The organism is Arthrobacter sp. UYEF20, assembly GCF_040546335.1.
GTDB lineage: Bacteria > Actinomycetota > Actinomycetes > Actinomycetales > Micrococcaceae > Arthrobacter.
Window position 1 is genome coordinate 17,767 of sequence record NZ_JBEPNP010000025.1, and the last position, 23,939, is coordinate 41,705.

General features: G+C 61.5%; 30 protein-coding genes. 14 read left to right on the forward strand and 16 right to left on the reverse strand.

Annotated elements, in window-relative coordinates:
* Positions 1–205: 205 nt before the first annotated feature.
* From ABIB26_RS20370 to ABIB26_RS20380, 3 genes are all read left to right on the forward strand, one after another.
* Positions 206–544, forward strand: a complete 339-nt coding sequence (locus ABIB26_RS20370; protein WP_354247392.1) for a PadR family transcriptional regulator — start codon at positions 206–208, stop codon at positions 542–544.
* The gene (locus tag ABIB26_RS20375) at positions 541–1,542 is read left to right on the forward strand and encodes a hypothetical protein (protein ID WP_354247394.1); all 1,002 of its coding nucleotides are present in this window, start codon (positions 541–543) and stop codon (positions 1,540–1,542) included. Before ABIB26_RS20370 ends, ABIB26_RS20375 begins: the two co-directional genes overlap by 4 nt.
* A 128-nt stretch (positions 1,543–1,670) precedes the next feature.
* The gene (locus ABIB26_RS20380) at positions 1,671–2,624 is read left to right on the forward strand and encodes a hypothetical protein (protein ID WP_354247397.1); all 954 of its coding nucleotides are present in this window, start codon (positions 1,671–1,673) and stop codon (positions 2,622–2,624) included.
* Positions 2,625–2,940: 316 nt separating this feature from the next.
* Here ABIB26_RS20380 and ABIB26_RS20385 read toward each other — a convergent pair whose 3' ends face one another.
* The 3 genes from ABIB26_RS20385 to ABIB26_RS20395 form a co-directional block, all read right to left on the reverse strand.
* Positions 2,941–3,420, reverse strand: a complete 480-nt coding sequence (locus tag ABIB26_RS20385) for a hypothetical protein (protein ID WP_354247399.1) — start codon at positions 3,418–3,420, stop codon at positions 2,941–2,943.
* Positions 3,421–3,538: 118 nt separating this feature from the next.
* Positions 3,539–4,021, reverse strand: coding sequence for a tetratricopeptide repeat protein (locus ABIB26_RS20390; protein ID WP_354247402.1), 483 nt, complete (start codon positions 4,019–4,021; stop codon positions 3,539–3,541).
* A 92-nt stretch (positions 4,022–4,113) separates the two neighbouring features.
* Entirely contained in the window at positions 4,114–4,797 is a 684-nt protein-coding gene (locus tag ABIB26_RS20395; protein ID WP_354247405.1) for a nuclease-related domain-containing protein, read from the reverse strand.
* A 383-nt stretch (positions 4,798–5,180) separates the two neighbouring features.
* Here ABIB26_RS20395 and ABIB26_RS20400 point away from each other — a divergent pair, with 383 nt between their 5' ends.
* Positions 5,181–5,594, forward strand: coding sequence for a hypothetical protein (locus tag ABIB26_RS20400; protein ID WP_354247408.1), 414 nt, complete (start codon positions 5,181–5,183; stop codon positions 5,592–5,594).
* Positions 5,595–5,719: 125 nt separating this feature from the next.
* On the opposite strand, the gene ABIB26_RS20405 is transcribed toward ABIB26_RS20400, so the two are convergent.
* Positions 5,720–6,061 carry a DUF6176 family protein gene (locus tag ABIB26_RS20405; protein WP_354247409.1) on the reverse strand — a complete coding sequence of 114 codons (342 nt, stop codon included), beginning with the start codon at positions 6,059–6,061 and terminating at the stop codon, positions 5,720–5,722.
* 1,189 nt (positions 6,062–7,250) lie between these two features.
* On the opposite strand from ABIB26_RS20405, the gene ABIB26_RS20410 reads away from it, so the two are divergent.
* The 4 genes from ABIB26_RS20410 to ABIB26_RS20425 all read left to right on the forward strand — a co-directional run bounded on the left by ABIB26_RS20410 (position 7,251) and on the right by ABIB26_RS20425 (position 10,947).
* Positions 7,251–7,457, forward strand: coding sequence for a hypothetical protein (locus ABIB26_RS20410; protein ID WP_354247412.1), 207 nt, complete (start codon positions 7,251–7,253; stop codon positions 7,455–7,457).
* A gap of 681 nt (positions 7,458–8,138) precedes the next feature.
* Positions 8,139–8,558 (forward strand): YciI family protein, encoded by a 420-nt coding sequence (locus ABIB26_RS20415; RefSeq protein WP_354247415.1) that lies wholly within the window; start codon positions 8,139–8,141, stop codon positions 8,556–8,558.
* A 7-nt stretch (positions 8,559–8,565) separates the two neighbouring features.
* Complete coding sequence (locus ABIB26_RS20420; RefSeq protein ID WP_354247418.1) at positions 8,566–9,819, forward strand: RNA polymerase sigma factor; 1,254 nt, start codon at positions 8,566–8,568, stop codon at positions 9,817–9,819.
* 222 nt (positions 9,820–10,041) lie between these two features.
* The gene (locus ABIB26_RS20425) at positions 10,042–10,947 is read left to right on the forward strand and encodes an alpha/beta hydrolase (protein ID WP_354247420.1); all 906 of its coding nucleotides are present in this window, start codon (positions 10,042–10,044) and stop codon (positions 10,945–10,947) included.
* 164 nt (positions 10,948–11,111) lie between these two features.
* Here the strand turns inward: ABIB26_RS20425 and ABIB26_RS20430 are convergent, their stop codons facing one another.
* From ABIB26_RS20430 to ABIB26_RS20480, 11 genes are all read right to left on the reverse strand, one after another.
* The gene (locus ABIB26_RS20430) at positions 11,112–11,636 is read right to left on the reverse strand and encodes an AAA family ATPase (RefSeq protein WP_354247423.1); all 525 of its coding nucleotides are present in this window, start codon (positions 11,634–11,636) and stop codon (positions 11,112–11,114) included.
* 74 nt (positions 11,637–11,710) lie between these two features.
* Positions 11,711–11,920, reverse strand: a complete 210-nt coding sequence (locus ABIB26_RS20435; RefSeq protein WP_354247426.1) for a hypothetical protein — start codon at positions 11,918–11,920, stop codon at positions 11,711–11,713.
* A gap of 61 nt (positions 11,921–11,981) precedes the next feature.
* A complete protein-coding gene (locus ABIB26_RS20440) occupies positions 11,982–12,749 on the reverse strand; it encodes an SDR family NAD(P)-dependent oxidoreductase (protein ID WP_354247428.1) in 768 nt (255 codons plus the stop codon).
* A gap of 281 nt (positions 12,750–13,030) precedes the next feature.
* Positions 13,031–14,410, reverse strand: a complete 1,380-nt coding sequence (locus ABIB26_RS20445; RefSeq protein WP_354247431.1) for an MFS transporter — start codon at positions 14,408–14,410, stop codon at positions 13,031–13,033.
* Positions 14,411–14,647: 237 nt separating this feature from the next.
* Positions 14,648–15,424 (reverse strand): aminotransferase class IV, encoded by a 777-nt coding sequence (locus tag ABIB26_RS20450; protein WP_354247434.1) that lies wholly within the window; start codon positions 15,422–15,424, stop codon positions 14,648–14,650.
* Positions 15,425–15,616: 192 nt separating this feature from the next.
* Entirely contained in the window at positions 15,617–16,033 is a 417-nt protein-coding gene (locus tag ABIB26_RS20455) for a GNAT family N-acetyltransferase (protein ID WP_354247437.1), read from the reverse strand.
* A gap of 541 nt (positions 16,034–16,574) precedes the next feature.
* A complete protein-coding gene (locus tag ABIB26_RS20460; protein WP_354247439.1) occupies positions 16,575–16,979 on the reverse strand; it encodes a DMT family transporter in 405 nt (134 codons plus the stop codon).
* Between the two features lie 74 nt (positions 16,980–17,053).
* Positions 17,054–17,374, reverse strand: coding sequence for a DMT family transporter (locus tag ABIB26_RS20465; protein WP_354247441.1), 321 nt, complete (start codon positions 17,372–17,374; stop codon positions 17,054–17,056).
* On the reverse strand, positions 17,371–17,898 hold the full coding sequence (locus tag ABIB26_RS20470) for a nucleoside deaminase (RefSeq protein WP_354247444.1): 528 nt from the start codon (positions 17,896–17,898) through the stop codon (positions 17,371–17,373). Before ABIB26_RS20470 ends, ABIB26_RS20465 begins: the two co-directional genes overlap by 4 nt.
* A complete protein-coding gene (locus tag ABIB26_RS20475; protein ID WP_354247447.1) occupies positions 17,895–18,503 on the reverse strand; it encodes a DsbA family oxidoreductase in 609 nt (202 codons plus the stop codon). Before ABIB26_RS20475 ends, ABIB26_RS20470 begins: the two co-directional genes overlap by 4 nt.
* An 84-nt stretch (positions 18,504–18,587) precedes the next feature.
* Positions 18,588–19,070 carry a MarR family winged helix-turn-helix transcriptional regulator gene (locus ABIB26_RS20480; protein ID WP_354247450.1) on the reverse strand — a complete coding sequence of 161 codons (483 nt, stop codon included), beginning with the start codon at positions 19,068–19,070 and terminating at the stop codon, positions 18,588–18,590.
* A 419-nt stretch (positions 19,071–19,489) separates the two neighbouring features.
* Here ABIB26_RS20480 and ABIB26_RS20485 point away from each other — a divergent pair, with 419 nt between their 5' ends.
* The 6 genes from ABIB26_RS20485 to ABIB26_RS20510 all read left to right on the forward strand — a co-directional run bounded on the left by ABIB26_RS20485 (position 19,490) and on the right by ABIB26_RS20510 (position 23,516).
* A complete protein-coding gene (locus ABIB26_RS20485; protein WP_354247453.1) occupies positions 19,490–19,927 on the forward strand; it encodes a MerR family transcriptional regulator in 438 nt (145 codons plus the stop codon).
* Entirely contained in the window at positions 19,866–20,330 is a 465-nt protein-coding gene (locus tag ABIB26_RS20490; protein WP_354247455.1) for a VOC family protein, read from the forward strand. Before ABIB26_RS20485 ends, ABIB26_RS20490 begins: the two co-directional genes overlap by 62 nt.
* Before the next feature lie 38 nt (positions 20,331–20,368).
* Positions 20,369–20,854: a DUF2306 domain-containing protein gene (locus ABIB26_RS20495; RefSeq protein ID WP_354247457.1), complete on the forward strand. Its 486-nt coding sequence runs from the start codon at positions 20,369–20,371 to the stop codon at positions 20,852–20,854.
* Positions 20,855–21,142: 288 nt separating this feature from the next.
* Positions 21,143–21,538 (forward strand): hypothetical protein, encoded by a 396-nt coding sequence (locus tag ABIB26_RS20500; protein ID WP_354247459.1) that lies wholly within the window; start codon positions 21,143–21,145, stop codon positions 21,536–21,538.
* A gap of 354 nt (positions 21,539–21,892) precedes the next feature.
* A complete protein-coding gene (yidC, locus tag ABIB26_RS20505) occupies positions 21,893–22,864 on the forward strand; it encodes a membrane protein insertase YidC (RefSeq protein ID WP_354247461.1) in 972 nt (323 codons plus the stop codon).
* A 148-nt stretch (positions 22,865–23,012) separates the two neighbouring features.
* Positions 23,013–23,516: a GNAT family N-acetyltransferase gene (locus tag ABIB26_RS20510; protein ID WP_354247463.1), complete on the forward strand. Its 504-nt coding sequence runs from the start codon at positions 23,013–23,015 to the stop codon at positions 23,514–23,516.
* Between the two features lie 60 nt (positions 23,517–23,576).
* Here ABIB26_RS20510 and ABIB26_RS20515 read toward each other — a convergent pair whose 3' ends face one another.
* Entirely contained in the window at positions 23,577–23,891 is a 315-nt protein-coding gene (locus ABIB26_RS20515) for an ArsR/SmtB family transcription factor (RefSeq protein ID WP_354247466.1), read from the reverse strand.
* Positions 23,892–23,939 lie beyond the last annotated feature (48 nt).

Genomic DNA, 23,939 nt, shown 5'->3' on the forward strand with positions numbered 1-23,939 from the left:
TGTTTAGTCGGTGACAACGGTTGTCATTTTCAGAAGTCGTCTGCACTGATGAGGAGAGTGGCACTGGCCCGCATCAGGCCGCTTCAGCAAAATTTGCGGCAGGTTTCCGGATGCCGGCGGGCGAAAGAGCCTGTTACCTGGGCGGCGCGAAAAAAATTTCAGGCGCAGGCTTTACATACTCAGTTAAAATGAATATTCTCCTTGCATGACTAAGCAGGAGATGCGCGAACCGACGTTTTTGGTCCTCTCGGCCTTGGCAGGCGGCCCGATGCATGGCTATGCCCTGCTGGCCGAAACGGAGTCCCTCTCCCAGGGCCGCGTGAAGATGAAGCCGGGAACCCTGTATGCCGTTCTTGACCGGCTTAAGGAAGAAGGATTGGTCGTCCCGGCCGGCGAGCAGATCGTTGATGGCCGGTTGCGGCGTTACTACGAAATGACGGACGAGGGGGCACAGCGGCTGGGCGCGGAGGCCGCCCGGCTCGAGGCCAACGCGAGGCACGCACTGGCGAACCTGGGAGTGCGCGCCGCCGGGATGACCGCATGAGGCCCGAAGCGCGGATGGAGGAGACTTACCGCGCAGCTGTCCGGGCTTCCTATCCCAGGCAGTGGCGTGCTGAGTCCGGGGAGGAACTCATCGGCGTATTCCTTGAGGTGGCAGCGGCAGAGCAGCGCAGCAGGGCGACCGTCCTCGATCTGGCCAATATTCTCGTCAGCGGCACTGCGGCACGGCTCCTGCTGATTGTTGGAAAGGTCGGTCCCCGGGCCCGCGATCGTGTATCGACACTCGCCACGATGCTGGGCACCTCGATGGCAGTCTTGATGCTGTTATTGGGTGAATGGGGGCCCTGGGTCAGGGCCGGCAGCCTGCGCTGGCGCCCCACCGAAGCGGGATTCTCCGAACGGCTGGTGGAGCTGGGACCATTCGTGACCCTCTCGGCAGCTACCTATATTGTGTGGATCGCGGTGTTTGTAGCCACGGTGCTGCAGCGCAGCGCTGCCCGCCGGCAGCTTCTGATCCTCGCTGTCCTGACGTCGATACTTCTCCCTTTGTCCAGCTGGATCGGAGGGGTTATGGCTCCGCCACCTGTCGTGTCCGTGGCCATGGTGCTTGCCGCTGTACTGGCTCTTGCCGGCAACGCGACCCGGACTGTCCACCAGCTGCGGCTGGGCCGATGGGGCACTCCGCTGCTCACAGCAGGGCTGCTGGCCGTGACAGTGTTCCAACTCCCTGGCCAGGCAATCTTCTTCTACAACGCGCGCAGCGTCGTTGCGGTCGACTCCCATTCGATTAGTTACGCCGTTGGACTGGCCCTCATCCTGGGCACGGCCGCTCTGACGGCCCCGGCAATCTGCCGGCACTGGGCGGTGGCGCTCTCAATACTGGCGCTTCCACTGATGGCTCAGTTTTTCCTGCCACGCATCCTTTCCGCCCAGGATCTCCGAACGCTCACCATCGCCGTCCTCGTGACGGCACCTATCGCTGCCCTATGGATGCGCTGGCACCATCGGCGCACCGTCGCACCCGCACTACAACCGGCCTGATCCGGGCTAACCAACAACAGGTATGACGGGGCACCAGTCGTCGTACCGCTGATCGCTGCACCCAAAATCCATTCCGGTTTCCGGTCCGCACCGCGGGGCGACAACCATCCATAACCAAGGGGGACACCATGGAACGAGTCAACGCACCAAAGACAACAAGCTTCGTACGCCGCGGACTGGTGGCAGGAGCCGCCGTCTGCGGTCTGCTGCTAGCCGGATGTGCATCATCCACCCAACCTTCCGGAGTCAAGCTCACCGCAGCTGAAGGGGGCGTAGCTCTAGGATCCACTGCCGCGGGCGCCACCTTCAGCACGTCCGTGGCAGACAAGCTTGAGCGCATCCAGCACGCCCAGACTGTAACGAGGCTCGGCTGCATCGCCGACAACGGATTCCCCGACATTGCAACCCTCATTCCAAAAAAGCTCAGCACCGTGCAGGGCCAGAATGAGGTGTCCGATCAGGACGTCTTCTTCGCGTCGGCTGAAGACGCCGCAGCCAGGGGCTTCGGCCATCCTGTACCGGCCACCCCTGCCAAGTTGATACCCCACGACCCAGCCTACGAAGCAATCAGCGACACTTGCGGCGAGCAGGCCTGGCAGGCACTGGGAGAAGGCGCGGAGGCAACAGTGCTGCAGTATCGCCAGCTGCATTCCCGGCTTCTCGCGGCACCCATGAACGCTGTTTCAACATCAATGCCGGGCTGGGCCGCCAAGCTCGCCCATTGCCTTTCCGATCAGGGGCATCCGGTCACGACCGGCGGCGGAACCTGGGGAATGGACTTCGGCATCGCGCTCGGCGGGCTGGAAAGGCCCCACGATGAGCGACCCACCCCTACAGGAACCAAAGGCGTGGAGATCATCCCTGGAGGACCGGCTAACCGCTATATCCCCACAGCGGAGGAATCCCTGCTCGCCTCAGCGCTCTACGAATGCTCCCAAACCACGGGTGTCCGGGCCGAACTGGACCATATAACCCTCTCCGCCGAGCAGAAGGCTGAAGCCGACAACGCTGCCGCAATCAAAGAATTGTCCCCGAAGATTCAGTCCCTGGCCGACAGAGCAGGAGCGCTGGTAAGCCTCTGAACCCAGACAGCGGCTACGTGACGCCAACTGCCTGAACAGTGGGACGCGTCGGACACTCATGGGGGGGTGTCCGACGCAGTTCCAGGCTCTGAAAGCGACAGCTGTTCTTGAAAACGAAGGATTCCGAGCAAACATCGAATCGAGAATCCCGGGGTCGATGACTCATCGAAGTGGCGCGACGTCCTGCCGCGGAAAATTGGCTCGACGAAGAAAAAGCGGCAGCCCGCGCCCCGGTTCTGTGGATTTGATCGCTTCGTGGCGGCATTCTGTGATCGCTTAATGTCGCACCTGCGTAAGCCGATCATGCAGCGGGCGGTCAGCCGGGGGCAGCTGCGGAAGCCGAGGAAAGGACGTCATTGCGGACCGCCCAACGGCCGATCGCTGCCGCTGCGCCAACGGTTGCCCATGGGATCAGCAGCAAGGGCTGCCAGCCGAGACCCAGGACGCTTCCCAGCAGCCAGAACGCGAGGGTGGGCACCGTGAAGAAGGCTCCGATGTGGATCCATTGATTGCGGACCGGGCGCAGAAGATAGGCCAACACCCAGGCCAGTGGCGCCGCGAAAACCAGGGAAACTCCGAAGCCATAAAATACCACTATGCCCAAATAACCCCACACGTAGCCGGCATCGGTGCCGTCTCTCGCGGCGGGCACGCCGTAGCCTGCCGCAACCAAGAGCAGCAGTAGGCCTACCCAGAGCGAAGTGGCGATCAACCAGCCCTTGATAAATGCGTACGCGTCCAGGACCACCCTGTGTGATCGAACTGCCTGCGGCTGCGCCGCGTCCCCCAACGCCATGGGCCTAGCCTACCGATGCGCAAAACGTTCATGTATGTCCGCCCGTTAGAGGATCCCTTACCGCACGCTCGATGCATTGCGAGGATGATGTTCGTGTGACGAACCTTGGATGGGAACTTCAGCGGCTCGGGATGAGCTCGGCCGCGTACCCGGTGACTGCGCGACGATAGAGGGGAAGGGTCTTAGCCAGGGCCTCGAGTGCAACACGGAGAGCCTGATCCGGCCGGCCGGCATCAAAAAGTGCAAGGGCGAGAAAGGCACGATGCGCGTCCCCGGCGACGTCGTTTTCCTCTACATCCTCGAGGACTTGAATGGCCGCCTCGAACTCGCCCACATTGCGCAGTGAGCTGGCGAGTTGAATGAGCGCCTGAGGCCGTCTTCTATCGTCGAGACCGGCGTCGAGTGCAAGGCGGTACAGGGGAATCGCTTCCGTCTCGCTGCCCAGGAAGTTGTGAACAGAAGCCCATTCGTACAGAGCCGCGGCATCCCCATCAGCCCGCTCATCGACGAGCGCTCTGATGCTCCTGAAGGTTCCGGCGGGGTCTGTGTCATCAGCCTGTGCCCAAAACTCCTGAACGCGACTTTCCCAGTTGTCCGTCATGCGCCGATTCTTCCATGGCGACATAACCTTCTGTGCCAAGAAGCCGATGCCTTAGCGTGCTTCCAGACAGCTTTGAACATCGATACCTGACGTCACGCAGACTTGAACCGCGAGGCTATCGACTCACGCATCTTCGCCACATCAATGTCGCCGGCTGACTGCTCTTGAAGCACTTTGGCTAACCGTTTCGGCCAGAGCACGTGAACGCCACGAGTCGAGAACGTGCCCCCGATCAGGGGCCAGTCTGCTTCGACGAAGCACAGCGCCCCGGTGACCGGAACCTCCCCGACAAGGTCGCGCACGATGTCGACCTGTTTCAGCACGCCATCGACCAGTTTCGTGCAATCACGCCGGCCAACGAGGAGCTTCTCGACGCGTGGGCGAAGGATGCCACCCTCGATCTTCAGTTCAGGCCGTCCCTTGTACCGTTTGGCATCGATCACCCAGATTCCACCGGGAGTGATGACGATGTGGTCGATGTTGGCCTTCGAGCCGGGGATGCGTCGGTCGTGGAGGACAGCCAGGCCATCGGCGGCCAGGGCATTTAGCCGAGCGCCGAGCCGTTCCTCACCGATCGCCCCTCGGTCCCAGGACTTGGTGTGTGGCCGCTCGTCAGAGAGGGCGACTGCAAGGCCGCCGAAGCGACCCCACTTCTCGCGGAGCTTTTCCTCGTCCTTCGCTTTGCGGCGCTCATATTCGCGCCGGGCGGACGACCCGGCTACTCCGGATTCAGTGGACAACGAGTCATCACGAGGTGGTTCCAGGTTGGAGGACATGGTTTCCGTAGCCGCGGTGGCACACTCAAAGCAGCGGATGGTCTTCGTCTCGCTCTCATAGATTGCTTCTGTCCCGGCCGGAAGAGTGGCACCACAAAGGCGGCACGCTCCGGCGTACCGGAGCCTCATCTGCTTCATGAGGATGCACTTTGGGTCACCGGCACGGACCCAGTCTGCTTGTGGATCACGGCGGTGGTTAGGCCGCGGCGGCGCTTTGTCATGGCTCAATCCTCACCCCTGGCAGGAACATTTTTGGGTGCGCCGCGTAGCCTTCAATACCTCGCGAACTGTCCCAGTGCAGGATGCCTCTAGGTACGTACGTGACGCACCGGGCCGGCTCAGTAAGGAACAATGGTCGCAATTCCAATCAGGAGGCAGAGGCCTTGAAAAAGTTCTATGTTGCGTCGAGCTTCAGGAATATCGTCAACGTCCGGTACGTCGCGCAAACCTTGGAAACCATGGGCTACGTCAACACGTACGACTGGACCCATGAAAGCGTCGGCGGCGATGCGGGTAAGGTCACCATCGGTGACCTGCGCTCGATCGGGCAGCGTGAAAGAGACGCCGTGATAGGTGCCGACGTCGTCGTGATCTTGCTTCCAGGCGGGAAGGGGATCCACGTTGAGCTCGGCATCGCGATCGCCCAAGGCAGAAGGACAATCCTGCATTCTCCGGACGAAGTCATCAACAACCTTGCGACCACCAGCACGTTCTACCACCTACCTGAGTTGGAGAAGTGCCATGGAACTCTCGATGACCTCCTAGCTATGATCGTCGGCCGCGCTGCCGCTCTCTGACTTGATTCGTGCCGCAGTGAGGGATCGGCTTACGGGCAGCCGAACCAGTCGGGCGGCGTCGCCCGCGACTGATCCAGATCTCACTCGTGTCCGGTCGCGGCCCAGTGCTTCATTGCTTCATTGCTTCATTGCTTCATTGCTTCGAGGAGATGATGTGGCGTGAGCATGAAGCGAGGTTCGAGTTCCTCCCAGCCGGGCTCTTTCACACGCCGGCTGTACGCTGCATGGTCGGCATCAATGGGGATGGACTCGTCGAGCCCACCCGATTCCTCGCCCATGAGAGCAAGATGATAGATCCACGTTGAGCCGTCGGCTTCGACATTTCGGAACGTTGCCTCAAAGGCCGCGCGTTCCGCCGAGAGTCCTTGTTGCAGTTCATCCGGTCGCGAATTGAGCATGTTCATCCACTCCTCGAACGCGTGCTCCTTGCCGCTGACGATGCGTGAGCGACTCAGCTCGAGTCGCATGCCCTGCGGTACTGATGGCGGCATCTGGTGCCCGGGAAAAGTCGCGCGGTACCGGAGTGAAAGGGATCTCGAAGTCATTGTCATGAGGGGTCATTAAGGTATTCTCGCGGCGTTGACCGCACGGAGGCACCTCCAACGCAGACGTGTTTCGCTCAGGGATCCTTTCCGTGGGGAGAGTCTGCTTGGCGTGGTGGTCACCTAGCCCTGGGTGTGGCCGTCTCACGAGGGACGAGTCAGAGTCGAGTGCGGTGAGGGATCGGCTTACGGGCGCGTTGAAGATGGACAACTATTCAGTCGAGCCATGGGAAACCCAGCGGGTTGGCAGACGCGCGACTAGACACGGTTTCGAAGTGGTGGAGCGCCGGCCTGAGTGGCAGGTTTTGGGGCTCCACTGATATTTCGGCCAAGACAGGAACGGGCTCGGTGCTGATGAACTGGCACTCAGTAATAGGGCCGAGAACAGGGTCCGTATAGCTGGGCATCCTTGTGAAACTCCTGCTGGGAAGAACGTACACCACCCCTGCCTTGGTAGGAGTCTGGCCACCCTCGGTTGAAGCGAATGAGAGAAAGATGCGCCGTTCCGACCAGTGCCCGGCAGCTGCGCCCGGATAGAAGCAGGCATTTAAAAAACGTCGGCATGACGATGACCGGATCGCGTACGCAATAGCCCAGGTAGGGTCTTCGGTCGCGTAGACGGCGGTCTTCTTTGAGAACTCGTCAAGGCTGAAGTCGACGGGCGCCCTGGGGGCAAGCATTGACAGACCTGGTGTCTGTGAACCGTGCAGCACGAAGTCGTTGGTTGCGACAAGTTTGGCAAGTCGAGTCCAAGTCTTGTCACCATTGGCTGGAGCGGGTACGTGCCATGTAGATATATCCACGCGACAAACGCTAGCAGCGCCGCATCCGGACCTCTGGGAACGCATGTGGTGGCCGGAGGAGAATCGAACCTGGGCGGGGATGGGTATCGGAGGGTTCAAACCCGTCTTAGCGTGTCCCGGTAAAGGCTCCCCAAGCGGACGCCGGCTTCCGCTGAACCGCCCGGCGCCTGCCGCCGCATAGAACTCAACGCCAAATAGCATTCCCCAGGAGTCACAAGGGGGCTGTGGTTGAATGGCCGCAGTGCCTCCCGGCACTGACATATCGGCTGCGGCCGGGGCGTCCCCGACCGCTGTGAAACGGAGGATCACCCATGGCAGGTTTGGATACGAAGTTCGATAAAGCCTACGAAGGCAAAAGCGTCGAGGAACTGGCCAAAGCACCCGTCGGTGCACTCCAGGGACTCTCCGACGCCGACGCCGAAAAACTCCAGTCCGCGCTCGGCATCAAGACCGTCAAAGACCTCGGCACCAACAAATTTTTCCTCTGGGCCCAAGCGGTGACCAAACTCGCCGAGTAGAGACGGTGCGTCCCGGTATGGACCAAGACGCACCATCTTTTACCACTGTGTTGTTGGATAGCGGCCAACGCTGAACAGCATCGCACAGCCAACCCGACCCAGCCCACAAGTGCAGGGGGAGACCCCGTTACGCTAGGACGTGAGGGGATGTTTCCCTGCTCACAAGGCCCCTTTCCGCCGTTGGCGGGAAGGGGCCTCTGCATTCCCAACCGGCACCATCCACAGAACAGCTCCTGGCCTCAGGCACTACAGCGACCACACTCGGCCGGCCCCTTAACGAGGTCAGCGGACACCCGGACAGGCGCGCCTGCTCCACCAAGAATCCACACTCGCACCGTCCAGCCCCGAACGCCGGAAAGACGCGGGTTGCAAGGGGATCCCCCAACCGGCGGCCTGTGCAGACGACTTTGGACATTCTGTGCAGTCGACTTCGGAAACTGACAACATGTCAGCAGGCTCCCGCGGCACGGTGATCGACCGGCTTACGGGCGGCCTGACCGCAGACTTCGCGTCTTGGATAATACGGTCACAGCGGTCAGGCTAGCCTTGCTCGTGGGGTGGCGAATCATCCCGCCCGGGAAGCAAGCAAAAATTCTTCGACTTGTGTCGATCTGGCCTCGCGCCGTTCGACCTGTGGGTGAGAAGGTCGAAGGGCGACCTTCCAAAACCAAGGAGTATGAAATGGCCAAGTACATGTTGATCATGCGGGCGACGGACGAGTCGTCCGCGAACTTCGCGAACATCGACTTCGCGGAGATCATGGAGAGCATGGGCAAGTTCAACGACGAGCTGATCCGCGCCGGCGTCCTGCTGGCGGCCGAGGGCCTGGACGATCCGAACGAGGGCGTCGTCGTTGACTTCACCGGCGAGACCCCGGTGGTTACAGACGGTCCTTACGGGGAGACGAAGGAACTGTTCGGTGGCTACTACATCCTCGACGTCGCGTCCAAGCAGGAAGCCATCGAGTGGGCCAAGCGGGCGCCGCTCACGGCGGGCAGCAAGACCGAGATCCGCCGCGTGACGACGATCGACGAGTTCCCGCAGGACAACGAGTGGATCCAGAAGGAACGCGCTTGGCGCGAGCAAACCGCGCAGCTCTGACCCGGCGGTGAGCACCACCGAGGCGCGGGGCGCCGTCGAAGCGGTGTGGCGGATGGAATCCGCCCGCATCGTCGGCGCCCTCGCCCGCTACACCGGAGACTTTCCGCTTGCTGAGGATCTCGCACAGGAGGCCCTCGCCGAGGCACTCGTCTCCTGGTCCGTCAACGGAGTACCTGCAGAGCCCGTCGGGTGGCTGCTCACCACCGGCCGCCGCCGGGCCATCGATGCCTTCCGGCGAAGCGCCGTGCGCGACGAAAGGTATGCCCACCTCGCCCGGGGCCTTGACGACTCGACGCCGGGGGCGGACGCCCTGTTCGACCCCGACGCGATCGACGACGACGTGCTCGCGTTGATGTTCATCTCCTGCCATCCGGTGTTGTCGAAGGAGGCGCGGATCGCGTTGACGCTTCGGGTGGTCGGCGGCATGGGCAGCGATGAGATCGCCAAGGCGTTTCTTGTGCCAGTGCCTACGATCCAGGCGCGCATCACACGGGCCAAGAAGACGCTGGCCGCCGGCCGAGTGCCGTTTGCTGTGCCCGAACCGCAGGAGGTGGCGGAGAGGCTTGGCTCGGTGCTTCAGGTCGTCTACCTGATCTTTACGGAGGGCTCGTTCGCGTCGGGTGGCGAGGAGTGGATTCGTGCGGATCTGGCCAGCGAGGCGCGCCGGCTGGCCCGTGTGCTGGTGCGGCTCGCGCCCGAGCCCGAGGTATTCGGGCTGCTCGCACTGTTGGAACTCACCGCCGCCCGATTTCCGGCCCGACTCGATGCCTCCGGGAGCCCGGTGCTTCTTGAGGACCAGGACCGACGCCTGTGGGACCAGTCAGCGATCCGGCGCGGACGTGCGGCACTGGCACGGGCCGTGGGGGCCGGATCTGGACTGGCCGCGTACGGCCTCCAAGCGTCCATTGCCGAGTGTCACGCAGTGGCGCACTCGGTAGCAGAGACCGACTGGCAGCGAATCGTCATCCTCTACGAAGCCCTCGGACGACTGACACCGTCACCTATCATCGAACTCAACCGCGCGGTCGCTGTCGCGATGGCCTCCGGTCCGGCGGACGGCCTCGCGCTGGTCGACGCGATCGAGTCACGGGACGAACTCGCCGGCTCGCACCTGCTCCCCGCGATCCGCGGCGAGATGCTCACCCGGCTCGGCCGTCGCGACGAGGCACGCTCCGCACTCCTGCAGGCCCTTGAACTGTGCGGGAACGCCGCCGAACGCGCGGCACTCCAGCGCAAACTCGACGGTGGCGCCCGGCCATAGGGGTCGCCCGCCGCCGGACCACACTGCCAACGAAGACCTCAACAGTTGTTACCCGAGCTGCTTCACGCGGTCGCCAGTGCCGATGCCAACACAAGCCGGCCCAAACGTAACCGTGTTCTTCGACGGCCTTCCTGCTGAGCGTTGCATAACGGGACCGCCTTACGGGCAGTCCTGTCGCGCGCCTCGGCGCCCGGCTCATACAGTTGAATGGTGCTGTTCGACATGAATTCTCTGATTGATCCGGAGCTGTGGGCCCTGGTCGACGAGTCACGCGCGTTCTACGCGAGTCGGCAGTCTGGTCGCGGCACGAGCAGCCTCGAAGAGCTCCACGCTTTCCAAGCGAAAGCCCCTGCGCCGGCAGTCTGCGACCCCCTCCCGGCTGCCGAGGTCGTTTCAGCCGACGGTCGCGACGTCCCGGTGCGTACTCATATGCCCGTGAGCGGACCGCCCACCGGCGTTGTCTTGGAGATACACACGGGTGGGTTCTTCATGGGCTCGGCGGCCGGCAGCGACCTTCGGAATCGGCGGCTGGTGGATGAGCTGGGGGTCGCCGTGGTCAGCGTCGACTACCGGCTTGCGCCCGAACATCCCTGGCCTGCCGCACCAGATGATTGCGAGACCGCCGCGTTGTGGCTCGCCGAGCACTCTCAAGCGCGTTTCGGCACGACCAGTGTCCTCATCAGCGGGTTCTCCGCGGGATCGACGCTGGCCATGACCACGCTCCTCCGCATGCGCGACCGAGGGCTGACCGCTTTCGGCGGGTGCGTACTTCAGTGCGGAACCTACGACCTCTCCGCCCGGACCCCAGCGGGTCGGTTGATCGCTGACGAGTACTTCCTCGACGCCTACGCCGGAGCGGCGTCGGACCGAACCCACCCCGACCTATCGCCCGTCTTCGCCAACCTCAGGCATCTGCCGCCCGTGCTGATCGTGATCGGCGCGGATGACGTGCTCCTCGAAGACAACCTGGTGATGGCATCACGGCTCGCGGCCGTTGGCAACACCGTCGACCTGCGCATCTACCCTGCCTCGCCGCACGCCTTCACGGGGCACCCGACTTCCATGGCTCGAGCAGCCCTGAGCAGCATCAACGATTGGCTCCTTGAGCGCTCGATCGCCGCGGACTGACCATCCGCCCTCTGCCCTCCGGAGTCAGTGCACGCTGAGGGATCCCCCACCGGGGCACGCGGTGAAGCAGAAGAACAGCGTCCCTCCTGGTGGAATGACCGATGACGCCCTTCATTTTGGACCAGGACCGCCGACGAGATCCTGGTCCAGGTGTCCGGTGGACCTTAACTCTTGAGGGCCTCTGCGATCTGCAGAGCGGTCTGGGCAGGCGTGAGGTGGCTGGCGTCGACCACCTCGGCCTCGTCGGGCAGCCATGTGCGGGCGGCCTCGGCGTACGCCTCAAGGTATTTGAGACGGAACGGGGAATTGGGGCCAAGAACAGTGTCACCAGCGATGCGCCGGCGGAGGGTGTCTTGGTCAGCATGGAGAACGAAGTGCCGTAACGGAATGGCATGTTGGGCAAGGCCTGCGCTTATTTCGCGCCAGTACGCCTCAACCAGGACAGTCATGGGCATCACCAGTGTGCCTCCGGTGTACTCGAGTACGCGGCGGGCTGTCTCGACTACGAGCGGGCGCCACGGCGGCCAGTGCTGGAAGTTGTCCGTCTTCGGCAGCCCCGGGGTAATGTCCATGAGTGTCTCGCCGACCTTCTCGGCGTCGAACACCCGTGAATCCGGGATCAGCTGCTGCACGAGTGCGCTCGTCGTCGTCTTGCCGGCGCCGTGGGTGCCGTTGAGCCAAATGATCATGGTCCGAACTTTAGTGCCACGAAGTGTCCGTCATGCGGCGCTCGTTAGCCGAACAATAAGCGGCCCGCCTCGGTTCATTCGATAACTGCAGGAACCCCAGCTTCATTGAGAAAGTTCGTCCATTGGCCCGGACCGCAGCCCGCGTCGAGTACCAAACCCTCGACACCGCCCGCCCAAGTCGCCACCAGTTGACGATCTGAAGGGTGCACAGCATCCATTGAAGCAAAGCGTTCGACGTATTCCACCGCTCTGCGTGAATACGCATCGCAAACAACGTTGACCATGCGTTCGAGTCTAGGCAAGCTACGGATAGGTGCCCGGTAGCCGATCCTGCATCGAACCGATTTAGTGGACCGAAAATCCTCCATCAACGGTGACTAACTGCCCGATGACGTAGGTCGATGCAGCGCTGGCTAGAAAAACTGCTGCACCTGCGAAGTCCTCCGGCGTGCCATTTCGCCCGACGAGTGTGCGCTTGGCCAGAGCTTTGACGGCATCCGGGTCCGAGCTGAGGCGCTTGTTCAAGGGGGTTTCTACGAAGCCTGGTACTAATACGTTCGCGGTGACACCGTATGGCGCCCAAGCCTCGGACTGCGATCGGGCCAAAGCCTCGATTGCAGCTTTCGAAACTCCGTAGGCGCCACTTGAAGCGAACGCACGGCGTGCCTGTTGAGAGCTGATGTGAATGATTCGGCCGAAACCGCGTTCTGCCATTCCTGGTGCCAGGCGCTGCCCGAGGATAAACGGGGCCTCGAGATTCACCTGCATGGTCGTATCCCAGGTTGACTCGTCGAGGTTGGGCATGGCCGGGCGAAGATTGATACCGGCAGAGTTCACCAGGATGTCGACAGCGCCGGCAGCATTGGCAAGGGCGTGTGCCCCCTCGCGGGTCGAGAGGTCTACGACGATGCCATCACCGGACCCTCCTACCTCGCGTATTTCCTCCACTGTCGCGTCGATAGCCACCGCGGTCCGGGCTGCGATAAGCACGTGTGCGCCCGCTCCGCTGAGCGCGAGTGCAATTGCTTTGCCGATACCTGAGCTTCCTCCCGTCACGAGTGCCACGCGCTTATGCAAGCCGAAGAGATCACGAAGGTACGTCGACGAGTCCATCGCATGAGCGTAGCGCTGGTACCTCGCGTTCCATGCACTTGGATAAGTCACAGTTGATTGTCCGTAAGCCGGTCCTCCACCGGCCGCTATTCAGTCCCATGGAGCGCTGACCAAAATGTCAGTTTCAGAAGTCGTCTGCACGGAATGTCAGAAGCCGTCCGCACTCCGTCATTACAGCGACCATTGCGTGATCCGAAGGTTTTGCGGAGGGAACCGCTCCGGCCAGCTGTTGCGCTGCTTTGTCGGCCGGCCGGGCGCTGTTTGGAGCGGGTGGCCACCGCCTATGGAATGAGTGCTTCTTCTATCCGTGCGTCTCTGAACCTCGAGAACAGAAGCACGAGGGAGGCCAGGAGCAGGAAGGCGGCGGCGGCCCAGAGCGCCGTATCGGTACCCGCGACTGTGGCTATGACGCCGCCCAAGGGGGCTCCGATGACGATCATTCCCCGGTTCACCGACCGTCTCGTGGCACTCATGCGGGCTATGAGCCTGTCCGGCGTCACAGCCTGCTGGTAGCCCATTTCCAGTGGCCCTTCGACTCCCATGGCCATGCCGAATAGCAGCTGCCCGAAGCCGGCCAGAGCAAACGCAGCCCACAACTCTCCCGGCCAGTGCAGCGGAGAACCGTAGATCTCTCCGGTGCGTTCCCCGCCGGCGGCGAGGGGCGCCAACGCCACCAAAGCGATAGCAAAGGGTTGGGCCAGACGCGCCGCAACCATGGCGTTGCCCGTACCCCATCGGTGCCCCAGTCGGGTGGACAGTGTGGTGCCGGCGACGGCCCCGATGCCGGAACACCCCATCACCAGACCCAACCCCAAGGCGCCCAACCGAAGGTCATTCAGAATCACAGTCGGCAAGACAGCCCCGAGGATGGCGGAACCGATGAACCATATGTGGGTACTCCACGCCAAGGGCGCCAGATGGGAATGGCCATAAACCCACCGCAGACCCTCCGCGACCTTTCGATGAAGTCTTTGTTTGCTTCGAACCGGCACCCGGCCGGATGGCCGTTCCAGGGTAACGAGCACCGCTGCCGAGAAGAAGTACGAGACAGCATCCAAAAGAAGAGCCACGGGGGCGCTCACCACTGCGACCAGGCCACCGGCTACGGCGCTTCCCGTTGTTTGGGCCACGGTGTCGCTCTGCTGGAGTCGGGCGTTTGCCTTTGTCAGTAGGGGTCTGGGGACCAGTTGGGGGATGAAGCTCTGATACGCAGCGTCACTGGTCAGCGCGAGGGTTCCAAAGACGAACATGAGAATCAGCAGCGTCGGAACCGAGAGGGCCCCCGCCACTGCCGGGACGCATACGGCCGCGAGGATCAGGCCGCGGCCGAGGTCTCCGCCGATGAGCACCGTTCGGCGGGGGAACCGGTCAATCCAGACTCCGGCAACCAGCCCGAACAGTAGATATGGGGTCCACCTGGCAGCATTGACCAGACCCTGGTCCAATGGTGTGCCGTTCATTGTCACCAAAATCAGAACGGATAAAGCCAAGGTGGTTATGTAGGTGCCGAAATCGGACACCGTCGAGGCCAGCCAGAACCTGACAAAGGCCGGATAGCGGCGAAGCTTCGGCTCCATTGCCGAAGAGCCGATGTCCGAGACTCCCATGTTTCCCCCAATCACCTGGTAGCCATAGAGCCTAGCGGTCATAATGCGGGACATAGGGAGCATAGAGAAACAGGGGCGCCCGAGGGCGCCGCCAGCCGCCCGTTAGCCGGTCGATCACCGTGCCGTAGGAGCCCGTCGGCACGGTCCGCGCAGTTGCTGGCCGGGGCCTGTGACTTTCAGCGATAAATGGCGGCGTTTTCACAGCGCTATTTGGCGCAGGGGGGGTAGCCCGCAAGGGGATCCTTTACCGGACACGAAGGCGCGAATTCGCGATGGTGGACCGCTTGGTTGCTAGATGCTGTCCCATGGGCTGGATTCGTAAATCTCCCCGATGGCATGAACAGCCGCTTCGTCGTTGAATACAACTGTGCCAATCCTTGAGACGCCGCTGACGCCGACAGAATTCGTGACGAATGCTCCGGAGAATCCGGAAATATCGTTGAGCGTGACGGGCTGTCTGCGAGTCGTGATTCCTGCGTTAGCAAGAGCCGTGTCAAGTATCTGCCAAGTGATCCCGTATAGCGATGGTGCTGATGGCCAGACGAGGGTTCCGTCGCCGTCAATGAAGGCGATATTGGCTGTGGCCGTCTCGGAGATCTCGCCGTCCGCGGTCGTGAGAAGTGCGTCATCGAAGCCCTGCCGGGTTGCCAAGCGACCAAAGTACAGCTGGCCAAAACTGCCCACATGTTTGATGTGCGCGGCGGGCCGTTGATAAATGACCGGTAGAAGGCCAACCGGTGCGGAGGATGGGGCAACGGGCGGACGTACAGCGGTCATGACCCGCATTTTCCCCGACTCGCTCTCAAAGAGCGTCACCCGGAGGTATGAATGAGGCGCATCAATCGCGGCGTCCCGGACCCTGTCCAGGACGATCGCAGGATCAACGACGGTTCCGTACAACTCAGCGTGAGCGGATTGCAGACGATCAAGATGGAAGGAAAGCCCCCGTACGCGCCCGCCGCGAATCTGCATCGCGGTGAAATGCCCGTAGTTGACCAGAGCGAGTTGTGAAAGCGTTTCGTCGACAATTTCACGGCCGTCAACTCTGATACTTACGTTGTCAGTCATCTCATCAGCCTATGGCAGGGCTGAAGTCGCCAACTCGCACCGACTACGACTGGGAGAACTGCTTGGGCTGGTGGCTGTGCGGTTCCCTCTGGGGAACCTAAAGGAGCATTTCTGTGCCGGTTGATCCGCCACTTCGTCCCGGAAGGGGCGTCCCGGTATGGGCGTGTTCGAATCGTCCCGTAAGCCGATGGGTCAACGGACGCGAGCCATCATTCTCGATGGCTCTGTCAGCTCGGTGAAGCCGAATTGGGCGTAAAGCCCGTGAGCATCGCCGGTAGACAACAGAATCCGTTTTAGTTCTAGAGCTTCCAGGTCCGCCACGACGCCAGCCGCGAGCATTTTGCCGATGCCTTGGCCGCGGGCTTCGGTCGCCACGAACACATCGCAAAGCCAAGCAAACGTAACGCCGTCAGTCACGACACGAGCGTAAGCAATCTGCTCTCCCGTCCCGATGTCGTAAACCCCGTAGTTCCGGGAGGCGTCGATAGCTGCATCCTGCTTCTCACGAACCCGGCCTTGCGCCCAATATGACTGCTCGCTGAGCCACAGGTGCACGCGGGCACGATCAACTCTGTCCGCTTCGGCGGAGAAGAAATAGCGCTCAGTCATGACAACACCCTAGGGGAACCAGGTAAGGCGACTCGGACCAACGCGTGCCAACGGCCGTTCCAGTGAAGGTTCCCCTTACGGTGCAGGCACTTATCTTTTCAAAGTGCAGAAGCATTTCAGTGGGAGCGTGGCAGGAATTATTTAAGGCTTGGGTCGCGAATGGAAATTCCCACTGGGGCGGTCGGGCTGCTGCAGAACCCTTCTTGAGGTGTGCACGTAGAATGTGCCCCACGGAGATTCGCCCGCGGAACCTTGACGTCGCGGTCGAGGGCGGTGTCGCTGAACCGGGTCTGCCTACCACCGACGCTCCTTGCCCGAGAATCGACCGCCCGCGGCTAACGAAGGAATACGTAGCCGGTTCATGACGAATCAGCGGGGATACCGTCATCGGCGACAACCGGAATCCCGTCAGCACCGGGCAGCCCACCCGATTATTGGAGCCAGGTGGGCTGCGAATGCCAACGGGACCAGCGGGGTAGAAACCAGCGAAGGCTGTCCCCACGGCGGCTGCGCCCCGGAGGCACTTCGTGGGATCATCCGTTTATTGCTGCGAGGCGCCAACCATAGTTGCCTTCTCCATTCTTTCGGACTTCGGGCTGTCGGCCAGTTTCAGCCAGATGACTCCGGCGATGATCACGGCCAACCAGAATGCGCGTGCCGGGGTGAGTATTTCGTCGAAGAAGACCGGCCCGAGGACGGCGGCGCCGACCGAGCCGATTCCGGCCCATACTGCGTAACCGATCCCCACGTCGATCTTCTTGAGTGCGACGCTGAGGCAGAACAGCGTCAAAAGGAAGAACACTAGGGCGGAGATCGACCAGCCCAGGACGTTGAATCCTTGGCTGCCGGCGACGCTGAGAGCGTAGCCGACTTCAAATACTCCGGCCAGGAGCAAGACAAGCCATGCGCCGGTGTCTCTCTGGTTGGTGACGGGTATTGCGCCCATTGGTCAGTCCTTTCGAGAAGGGTGGAAGGAAAAGTGGAAGGTCTGGCGCGGCAGGGCTAGCGCCGCATACTTTGTCACGCGGCGCCACCGAGCTGGAGGCCGACAACGCCGACGATGACGATTCCGATGCCGGCTCCCTGTCGCCAGTTCAGACGCTGGCCGAAGAGCATGGCGCCCAGGATGGTGATGCCGATCCCGGCGACCGAGACCCAGAGCGCGTAGCCGACACCCACATCGAAGGTCAGGAGTGCCAGGCTGAGGAAGAAGGTGGCGATTGCGCCGCTGACGAGTGTGGTGATGGTCCACCACAAGCGGGTGAAGCCTTGTGCCTTGCTCGCTGCGAGAGCGACCGCAATTTCGAAGATCACGGCGACTCCCAGGTAGATCCAATTCATGATTTGTTCCCTTTCGTAGGTGTTGCTGGGGTAAGTGGCGCGTTGACGCCACCCTGTCTGAGGTGCATAAATCGTTGGAACGGATCCAGTCCGTGTTCGACGGGAAGCCGGTGCATCATGTCGGCGAGCTGGGTGCGGTCGATTCCGTACGCCGCATAGCCGCCGCGGTAGTCGAATCCCTGCTCGGCCACGATGTCGCTGTCCACGGCAACGTATATTCGGCCGACGCGGTGGTCGATGGCGAAGCGGTAGCACAGGCCGCACGGTTCGCCGGTTGCCAACAGCCAAGTGCCTTGCAGGTCGCTGAGCCCCTGGCCGCGCATGGCAGCGCGCATGGCCACGATCTCCGCATGGGCGCTCGGGTCCCCGGTCTCGTGGGCGAGGTTGACACCTGGTGCGGAGACGTAGCCGTCAGGGCCGACGAGAACCCCGACGAATGGCAGGCCGCCGGCTTCGACATGGCGGACGCCGAACTCCACCGCTTCTTCCATGAGACCGAGAAGTTCCGCGTGGGTGCGGTTCACGACTGCGGCTCCCGCGTGGTCGCCTCATCGATGGCGTGCTTCAGCCGATCGGCATTTAGCACCCCCGGGTAGAGCCTTCCGTTGACACGGAAGCTGGGAACAGCCCTTACTCCCACCGACTCGGACGCATACTCCTGGTCGGCAAGCTGCCTGGAACGCCGCTCCTCGCTCCCGAGCGCCCGTATCGCCTCCTCACGGTCAAGGCCAACCGTCGTTGCAACGTTGATGATCACCTTGTCCTGGCCAATGTCGCGGTCCTGCTGGAAGAACGCCCGGAACATCGCCGCCGAATACTCCTGCCCGATCCCGCGCTCGTTCGCCAGTTGTAACACCATGAACGCCTTAATCGTGCGTGGCTGCGGGGACACCGAGGGCAGGATGATGTCCATGCCCAGCCGGCGCGCCATCGGGTAGACGGCCCCGTCCCACATCCGTGGCAGGTAGTCGTCCTCTGGCCGTAAGGTCGGCACCGGATCGGGACGCAATTCAAACGACCGGATCTCGACCTCCACATCGCGGTCCCGCTGCAGTTCGGCCACTGCCTCCTCGACCAGGAAACAGAAAGGACACACGTAATCCATAAATATCTCGACCTTGGTACTCATTCGATCCAACTCCTTCGTAAAGTTTCTGCATGTACATGCATGTAATATGGCGTGGCTTTGTCGCACCACTGAACGCCTAAACCACTAAGGGGAGGTGAGGTTGCTAATGTCTCGCAGTGCACCGGTCAGCTGGTGTGCATCGAGCTCCGGAAAGTACGCGCCCATGTTGCCCAGAAGCTCACGCACCCGTTCCTCGTAGATGCCGCGCACCTCCCGGAGCATCGCTTCCCCGCGCTCGGTGATGACCGCATAGACTCCGCGCCCATCATCAGGGCAGGTGTCGCGGTACGTCAGGTTCTTTGCTTCTAGGCGACTCACCAGGCGTGTGGCGGAGCTCTGGTTCAGGCCTATCCGCTGGGCAAGCTCGTTGACACGCAATTCCTTATCGGAGGCTTGGCTGAGATGCACAAGGGCGCGGTAGTCGGTGAGACCGATCCCCCTGGTATCCGTCAGCCACTTGCCGAGGCTGGCATCCATTGCCGAGGCAAACACGGCGACCTGGGACCAGGCCGCACTGAGGCCCCCTACCGATGTTGGGTCTTCATGATTAGATACCTGCATGTGCATGCAAGTACCGTATCGCTATTTTGTGACGTCTGGCAAATTCGTCACCGGCCCCCCTATGGGATCCCTGCTGTCGAGTGCCAAGCAGGCCAAATCTGTGACTTTCAGCGATAAATGACGGCGTTTTCACAGCGCTATTGGCGCACGGGAAAGCCCGCAAGGGGATCCGTTACCGGGCGTTCTCTGGTGCTTGGTTGCTGGCTCCCCGGACGTGTCCTTCGCGCACGCCGCTTTACTCAGCACGCGAGCTTCGCTTCAAGGTCTGCTCGATGCATCGAAGCCCTAAGCAAGCACGTGGCCCCCGAGCGTTCGCGTACGTCCGCCAGAGCTGCCCGACGTCCACACACACTCCCCGCCCGTCCGTTAGCCGATCCCGTAACAGGAAGGGTGAACGGGCGCCGGGAATCAGCGAAGATGGGGGCATGAGGATTGGAGAACTCGCGAGGAAGACTGGCGTCAGCGTCAGGTCGTTGCGCTACTACGAACAGCAAGACCTACTTGAGCCGCAACGCACTTCGGCAGGCCACCGTTTTTACTCGATCCAGGACGAGCGACTTGTGCTTCAGATCCAAGACTTGTTTGAAGCTGGTTTTTGCAGCTCCGTAATTCGCACACTGCTTCCCGCCCTGGTCAATCCCCTAAGAAACCGTGATCTGCTCCGGGCCTCCTTAACTGCTGCGCAGGCGCGGCTGAAGAGCGAGAAGGAATCCGTCGAAACCGAACTTCTAAAACTGAAACGGCTGGGGGATCGATACGGGCTTGCACCTGACACGCATGTCACCCTCCAAAATGATGGACATGACTCCTTCACAGCAGCCCAAGCAATTGCGTTTGATCATCGAAACAGACGACTTCGATAGCGCCCTACGCTTCTACCGCGATGTCCTCGGCCTGACGGAACAGCCCGCTTTCGCAACTGAAGGTGAGGATCGAGTGTCAATACTGAACGTCGGCGCGGCGACAATTGAGCTCGCCACACCCACACACGTTCGCAACATTGACGCTATCGAAAACGCACCATCTGCCGAAGGGCCTACGCTCCGAATCGCCCTCGAGGTGGACAACACCGAAGCTGCGATGACCTCCGCCGAAGAGTTTGGGTTGAAGGTGCTCGCGCCCCCAATCAGAACTCCGTTCGAGACCATCAACGGAAGAGTGCAAGGTCCTGCTGGCTGGCAGCTGACCTTCTTCCAAGAACTTGAAACACTGCAAGAACGCACCAGCAGAAAAGGCTTCACCACTGACGTCCATCGCGCCCGCTAAAGGATCCTTCTGCGGCACGTTCCGCTAGGCTCCGGATTATGTCATCCTCCTGGACCATCCTGATCTCACTTCACGCAATCGCCGCCAGCTACTCACTGATTTTCGGAGCAGTGAATCTGTTGCGCCGGACCAAAGGCGGCAGCGTCCACCGGGCCGTGGGCCGAATCTGGGCTGTTTCTATGTATGTCGTGGTGCTGACCTCGTTCGGAATCAGGACCATCGACGGCGGGTTCAATTGGCTCCACGCACTCTCAGTGCTGACGTTCTGCACACTGACGGCAGGACTGTGGGCCATCTGGAAGAAAAACATCAAGGCCCATCGCAGTTTCATGACCGGTAGCTACTTCGGTTTGATCGGCGCTTTCGTGGGCGTCCTGGCAGTGCCCTCGCGCCGCATTCCACAGCTCGCCATCCACGAACTCCCCCTGCTGGGGCTGTTGATCCTGGTCCTGCTGGCCACCGCCGCACTCACGGTCATCGGCATCGCCCAGCTCCACAAAACACCGTCGGTCCCCATCAACTAGTCCCGGCCCTATACCGCAGCATGGGAACCAAGAGCAGGAACAGAACACTGCGGTACTCGCAGGCGGTCAGGATCCACGGACTTCAAAGTTCCGTACGCCGATTCCTTCAGCGGACGCAGCGGCGTCCGCTGAGCCAGCGGCTTGCAGGCACCGGCATTGGGCGGACGGACACTAAGCTTCGTGCGTGGCCCGAACGGACGCTGATAAACTCCTGCCGTGCAAAAGCAACCACGGTCGACCAGAGAGCTACGCGGCGCGGCAGCCTTGCTCATTGCACAGGGTGTTCTCATGGAGGGCCTCGTATTCGTCGGGCTCTTTGTCCTCTTAGCCCTAGGCGTCGCCCAGGACGTCATTACCCGGAACGCGACGATATTCGCCCTGCCCTACCTGCAGGACAACCTCTATCTCATGATGGCAATGAGCGGCGTCTTCGCGATTCTCCGGGTGATCGGCGGTATTGCACTCTGGCGGGACCGCCTATGGGGCCTTGCGCTTTCACTCATCAACTGCGTAGTCACGCTCGTACTAATGATTTTTCTTTTGCCCGCCGGACTCGCTGACGGGCTACTGTCAGGTGCCGCGCTCGTGCTCATGCTTCACGGATGGCTGGGGAAGGAGCGCACCGGAGCCCGATCCGTCAGGGAAGCGAACTTGCAATCTCATCCTGAGGCCGGTGTCCGCTAAAGGATCCTCTTACGCGCGGGTGCGACACTAGGCGATCACTGAACGCCGGCAAATAGCGACTAAATCCAGAGCCTAGCTCCATGACCGAGTTGGAAAGTCAGCCCTGCAGGAGCCGTCCACTCACGTGGCACGCTGTCCAGGTCGTCAAATCACCGCGTGGGCAGCCAGCGGTGGCACCGATCACCAGGCTGGCTGCTGAGTTAGGCTCACCGTATGAAGTACCAAGCCTGCCACCGGGCTCGGCCTGAAGACCAGATCCACCACAATCTGTTGTGCGTGGCTGCTTCAACATGCAACGGCAGCTCGGACTCATGGAGTGGGCCGGGCTTTCGGTCTGACGAATAGGGGAATCGCATGGACTTCTTTGAGACGATCATGTTCCCGTTCAAGTGGTTTGTCTCCATCATCATGGTGGGCTTCCACGAAGGACTGAGCGCCATTGGCCTGCCTGAGGCATCCGGCTGGACCTGGACACTTTCCATCATCGGGCTCGTGCTGGTCATCCGCGCCGCCCTGATTCCCGTATTCGTTAAGCAGATCAAGGCGCAGCGCGGCATGCAGCTCCTGCAGCCGGACCTGAAGAAGCTTCAGGACAAGTACAAAGGCAAGACCGACCAGCTGTCCCGCCAGGCCATGTCCCAGGAACAGATGGCCATGTACAAGAAGCACGGGACCAACCCGTTCTCGGCATGCCTTCCCATGCTGATCCAGATGCCGTTCTTCTTTGCGCTCTTCCAGGTTCTGTCCGGCATCAGCACGAACGCCCGTGAAGGTGAGGGTGTTGGCGCGATGAGCCACGAACAGGTACTGCAGTTCGATGAGTCCAGCATCTTCGGCGCTCCGCTGTCAGCGGTGCTACTGCGCAACGACTCCGGCAATGTCGCCGTCACGGTCCTAACTATCGTGATGATCCTGGCCATGACGGCCTCGCAGTTCATCACCCAGAAGCAGATCATGGCCAAGAATATGTCCGAAGAGGCCATGGCCAGCCCCTTTATGCGCCAACAGAAAATGATGCTCTACATCCTGCCCGTCGTCTTCGGCGTGGGCGGCATCAATTTCCCCATCGGTGTCCTCATCTACTGGACCACCACCAACCTCTGGACCATGGCACAGCAGTTCTTCGTCATCCGACGCATGCCCACCCCAGGATCACCGGCGGCGAGGGCCCTCGCCGAACGCCGTAAAGCGAAAGGCCTGCCTACTCTGCCCATCTTGGAAGGCAGGAAGACCGAGGAGGAAACACAAGCCGGAGCAGCAGCTTCAGCTATCGAAGGGAGGGGCCAGCGCCTCCAGCCGCAGCGTAAGAACAGGAAACGGAAATAGTCTCCTAGGCCGTCGACCTTCTCGATGTGTGGACCAACTCGCCCATTTGGCGCGCTCACTCTCCTGATCGAAGCCGCCGCACGTCGAGTACGCCCGGTAGGGGATCGGCTTGCGGGCCTTAGCCACGCAATGGAAATAGAGTCATTGGATGCTAACGCCACAACCGACTGATCGATTGCAGTTCCGGGAGATGACTGATGCGGACCTCGACAACATGACCGCGTTGCTCGCAGACCCCGAGGTGATGCGCTTCTACCCTGCACCCAAGTCTCAGGAGGAAGCAGCAAGCTGGATTCATTGGAACCAGGAGAACTGCGCGGAGCACGGGTACGGCCTGTGGATTATCGAGACGCATGACGGAGAGTTCATAGGCGACTGCGGCCTGACCTGGCAGCAAGTGAACGGCGCGCAGAAGCTTGAGGTCGGGTACCACGTGCGTTCCGACCTACACGGCCAGGGGTACGCGACGGAAGCAGCCGCTGCTTGTCGCGACTACGCCCGAGAACATATTGAAGCCACCGAACTGATAGCTATCATCCATCCGGATAACCGAGCTTCTGAGCGGGTAGCTGAGAAAATCGGAATGCATCGCGTCGCTGATGATCGAGGCGGGAGCATCCCCGTCCGAACAGTCCTCAGCATGCAGCTGTAGACACGTCCGACTCTGTCCGCTGGAGGATCTCAGCGTGCATGGCTCTGACTGCTCCGCCCCCTAAATCATCGTGGCGATGGTGCTTCCCAGTTCCCCAATGCGCTTTTCGTTGCGCTGGTAGTGGGTCCACTGACCGATTCGATGACTTGTCACCAGACCGGCGCGTTGCAGGATCGCCATAAACTGCGAGGCTGTCGACTGAGACACCCCGGCCCTGGCCTGGATGTGCTTCAAACACACACCAACCTCCTCAGCGGGCCTTTCCTGCGGTGGGAAGGACCCGGGTTCTTTCAACCAGCGCATGATGCATAGTCGCGTCGGGTGCCCCAACGCCTTGAAGACCTGCACTAGCTCGTCTTCACTCAAACCAGTCATCGCACCATGATATCGGCACTTCCCGATCTTTCGATACCGTGATACACA

Coding starts and splice junctions, on each gene's coding strand:
- ABIB26_RS20370 (WP_354247392.1), top strand. CDS start 206: ATGACTAAGCAGGAGATGCGCGAACCGACGTTTTTGGTCCTCTCGGCC.
- ABIB26_RS20375 (WP_354247394.1), top strand. CDS start 541: ATGAGGCCCGAAGCGCGGATGGAGGAGACTTACCGCGCAGCTGTCCGG.
- ABIB26_RS20380 (WP_354247397.1), top strand. CDS start 1,671: ATGGAACGAGTCAACGCACCAAAGACAACAAGCTTCGTACGCCGCGGA.
- ABIB26_RS20385 (WP_354247399.1), bottom strand. CDS start 3,420: ATGGCGTTGGGGGACGCGGCGCAGCCGCAGGCAGTTCGATCACACAGG.
- ABIB26_RS20390 (WP_354247402.1), bottom strand. CDS start 4,021: ATGACGGACAACTGGGAAAGTCGCGTTCAGGAGTTTTGGGCACAGGCT.
- ABIB26_RS20395 (WP_354247405.1), bottom strand. CDS start 4,797: ATGTCCTCCAACCTGGAACCACCTCGTGATGACTCGTTGTCCACTGAA.
- ABIB26_RS20405 (WP_354247409.1), bottom strand. CDS start 6,061: ATGCGACTCGAGCTGAGTCGCTCACGCATCGTCAGCGGCAAGGAGCAC.
- ABIB26_RS20410 (WP_354247412.1), top strand. CDS start 7,251: ATGGCAGGTTTGGATACGAAGTTCGATAAAGCCTACGAAGGCAAAAGC.
- ABIB26_RS20415 (WP_354247415.1), top strand. CDS start 8,139: ATGGCCAAGTACATGTTGATCATGCGGGCGACGGACGAGTCGTCCGCG.
- ABIB26_RS20425 (WP_354247420.1), top strand. CDS start 10,042: ATGAATTCTCTGATTGATCCGGAGCTGTGGGCCCTGGTCGACGAGTCA.
- ABIB26_RS20430 (WP_354247423.1), bottom strand. CDS start 11,636: ATGATCATTTGGCTCAACGGCACCCACGGCGCCGGCAAGACGACGACG.
- ABIB26_RS20435 (WP_354247426.1), bottom strand. CDS start 11,920: ATGGTCAACGTTGTTTGCGATGCGTATTCACGCAGAGCGGTGGAATAC.
- ABIB26_RS20440 (WP_354247428.1), bottom strand. CDS start 12,749: ATGGACTCGTCGACGTACCTTCGTGATCTCTTCGGCTTGCATAAGCGC.
- ABIB26_RS20445 (WP_354247431.1), bottom strand. CDS start 14,410: ATGTCCCGCATTATGACCGCTAGGCTCTATGGCTACCAGGTGATTGGG.
- ABIB26_RS20450 (WP_354247434.1), bottom strand. CDS start 15,424: ATGACTGACAACGTAAGTATCAGAGTTGACGGCCGTGAAATTGTCGAC.
- ABIB26_RS20455 (WP_354247437.1), bottom strand. CDS start 16,033: ATGACTGAGCGCTATTTCTTCTCCGCCGAAGCGGACAGAGTTGATCGT.
- ABIB26_RS20460 (WP_354247439.1), bottom strand. CDS start 16,979: ATGGGCGCAATACCCGTCACCAACCAGAGAGACACCGGCGCATGGCTT.
- ABIB26_RS20465 (WP_354247441.1), bottom strand. CDS start 17,374: ATGAATTGGATCTACCTGGGAGTCGCCGTGATCTTCGAAATTGCGGTC.
- ABIB26_RS20475 (WP_354247447.1), bottom strand. CDS start 18,503: ATGAGTACCAAGGTCGAGATATTTATGGATTACGTGTGTCCTTTCTGT.
- ABIB26_RS20480 (WP_354247450.1), bottom strand. CDS start 19,070: ATGCACATGCAGGTATCTAATCATGAAGACCCAACATCGGTAGGGGGC.
- ABIB26_RS20485 (WP_354247453.1), top strand. CDS start 19,490: ATGAGGATTGGAGAACTCGCGAGGAAGACTGGCGTCAGCGTCAGGTCG.
- ABIB26_RS20490 (WP_354247455.1), top strand. CDS start 19,866: ATGACTCCTTCACAGCAGCCCAAGCAATTGCGTTTGATCATCGAAACA.
- ABIB26_RS20495 (WP_354247457.1), top strand. CDS start 20,369: ATGTCATCCTCCTGGACCATCCTGATCTCACTTCACGCAATCGCCGCC.
- ABIB26_RS20500 (WP_354247459.1), top strand. CDS start 21,143: ATGGAGGGCCTCGTATTCGTCGGGCTCTTTGTCCTCTTAGCCCTAGGC.
- yidC (WP_354247461.1), top strand. CDS start 21,893: ATGGACTTCTTTGAGACGATCATGTTCCCGTTCAAGTGGTTTGTCTCC.
- ABIB26_RS20510 (WP_354247463.1), top strand. CDS start 23,013: ATGCTAACGCCACAACCGACTGATCGATTGCAGTTCCGGGAGATGACT.
- ABIB26_RS20515 (WP_354247466.1), bottom strand. CDS start 23,891: ATGACTGGTTTGAGTGAAGACGAGCTAGTGCAGGTCTTCAAGGCGTTG.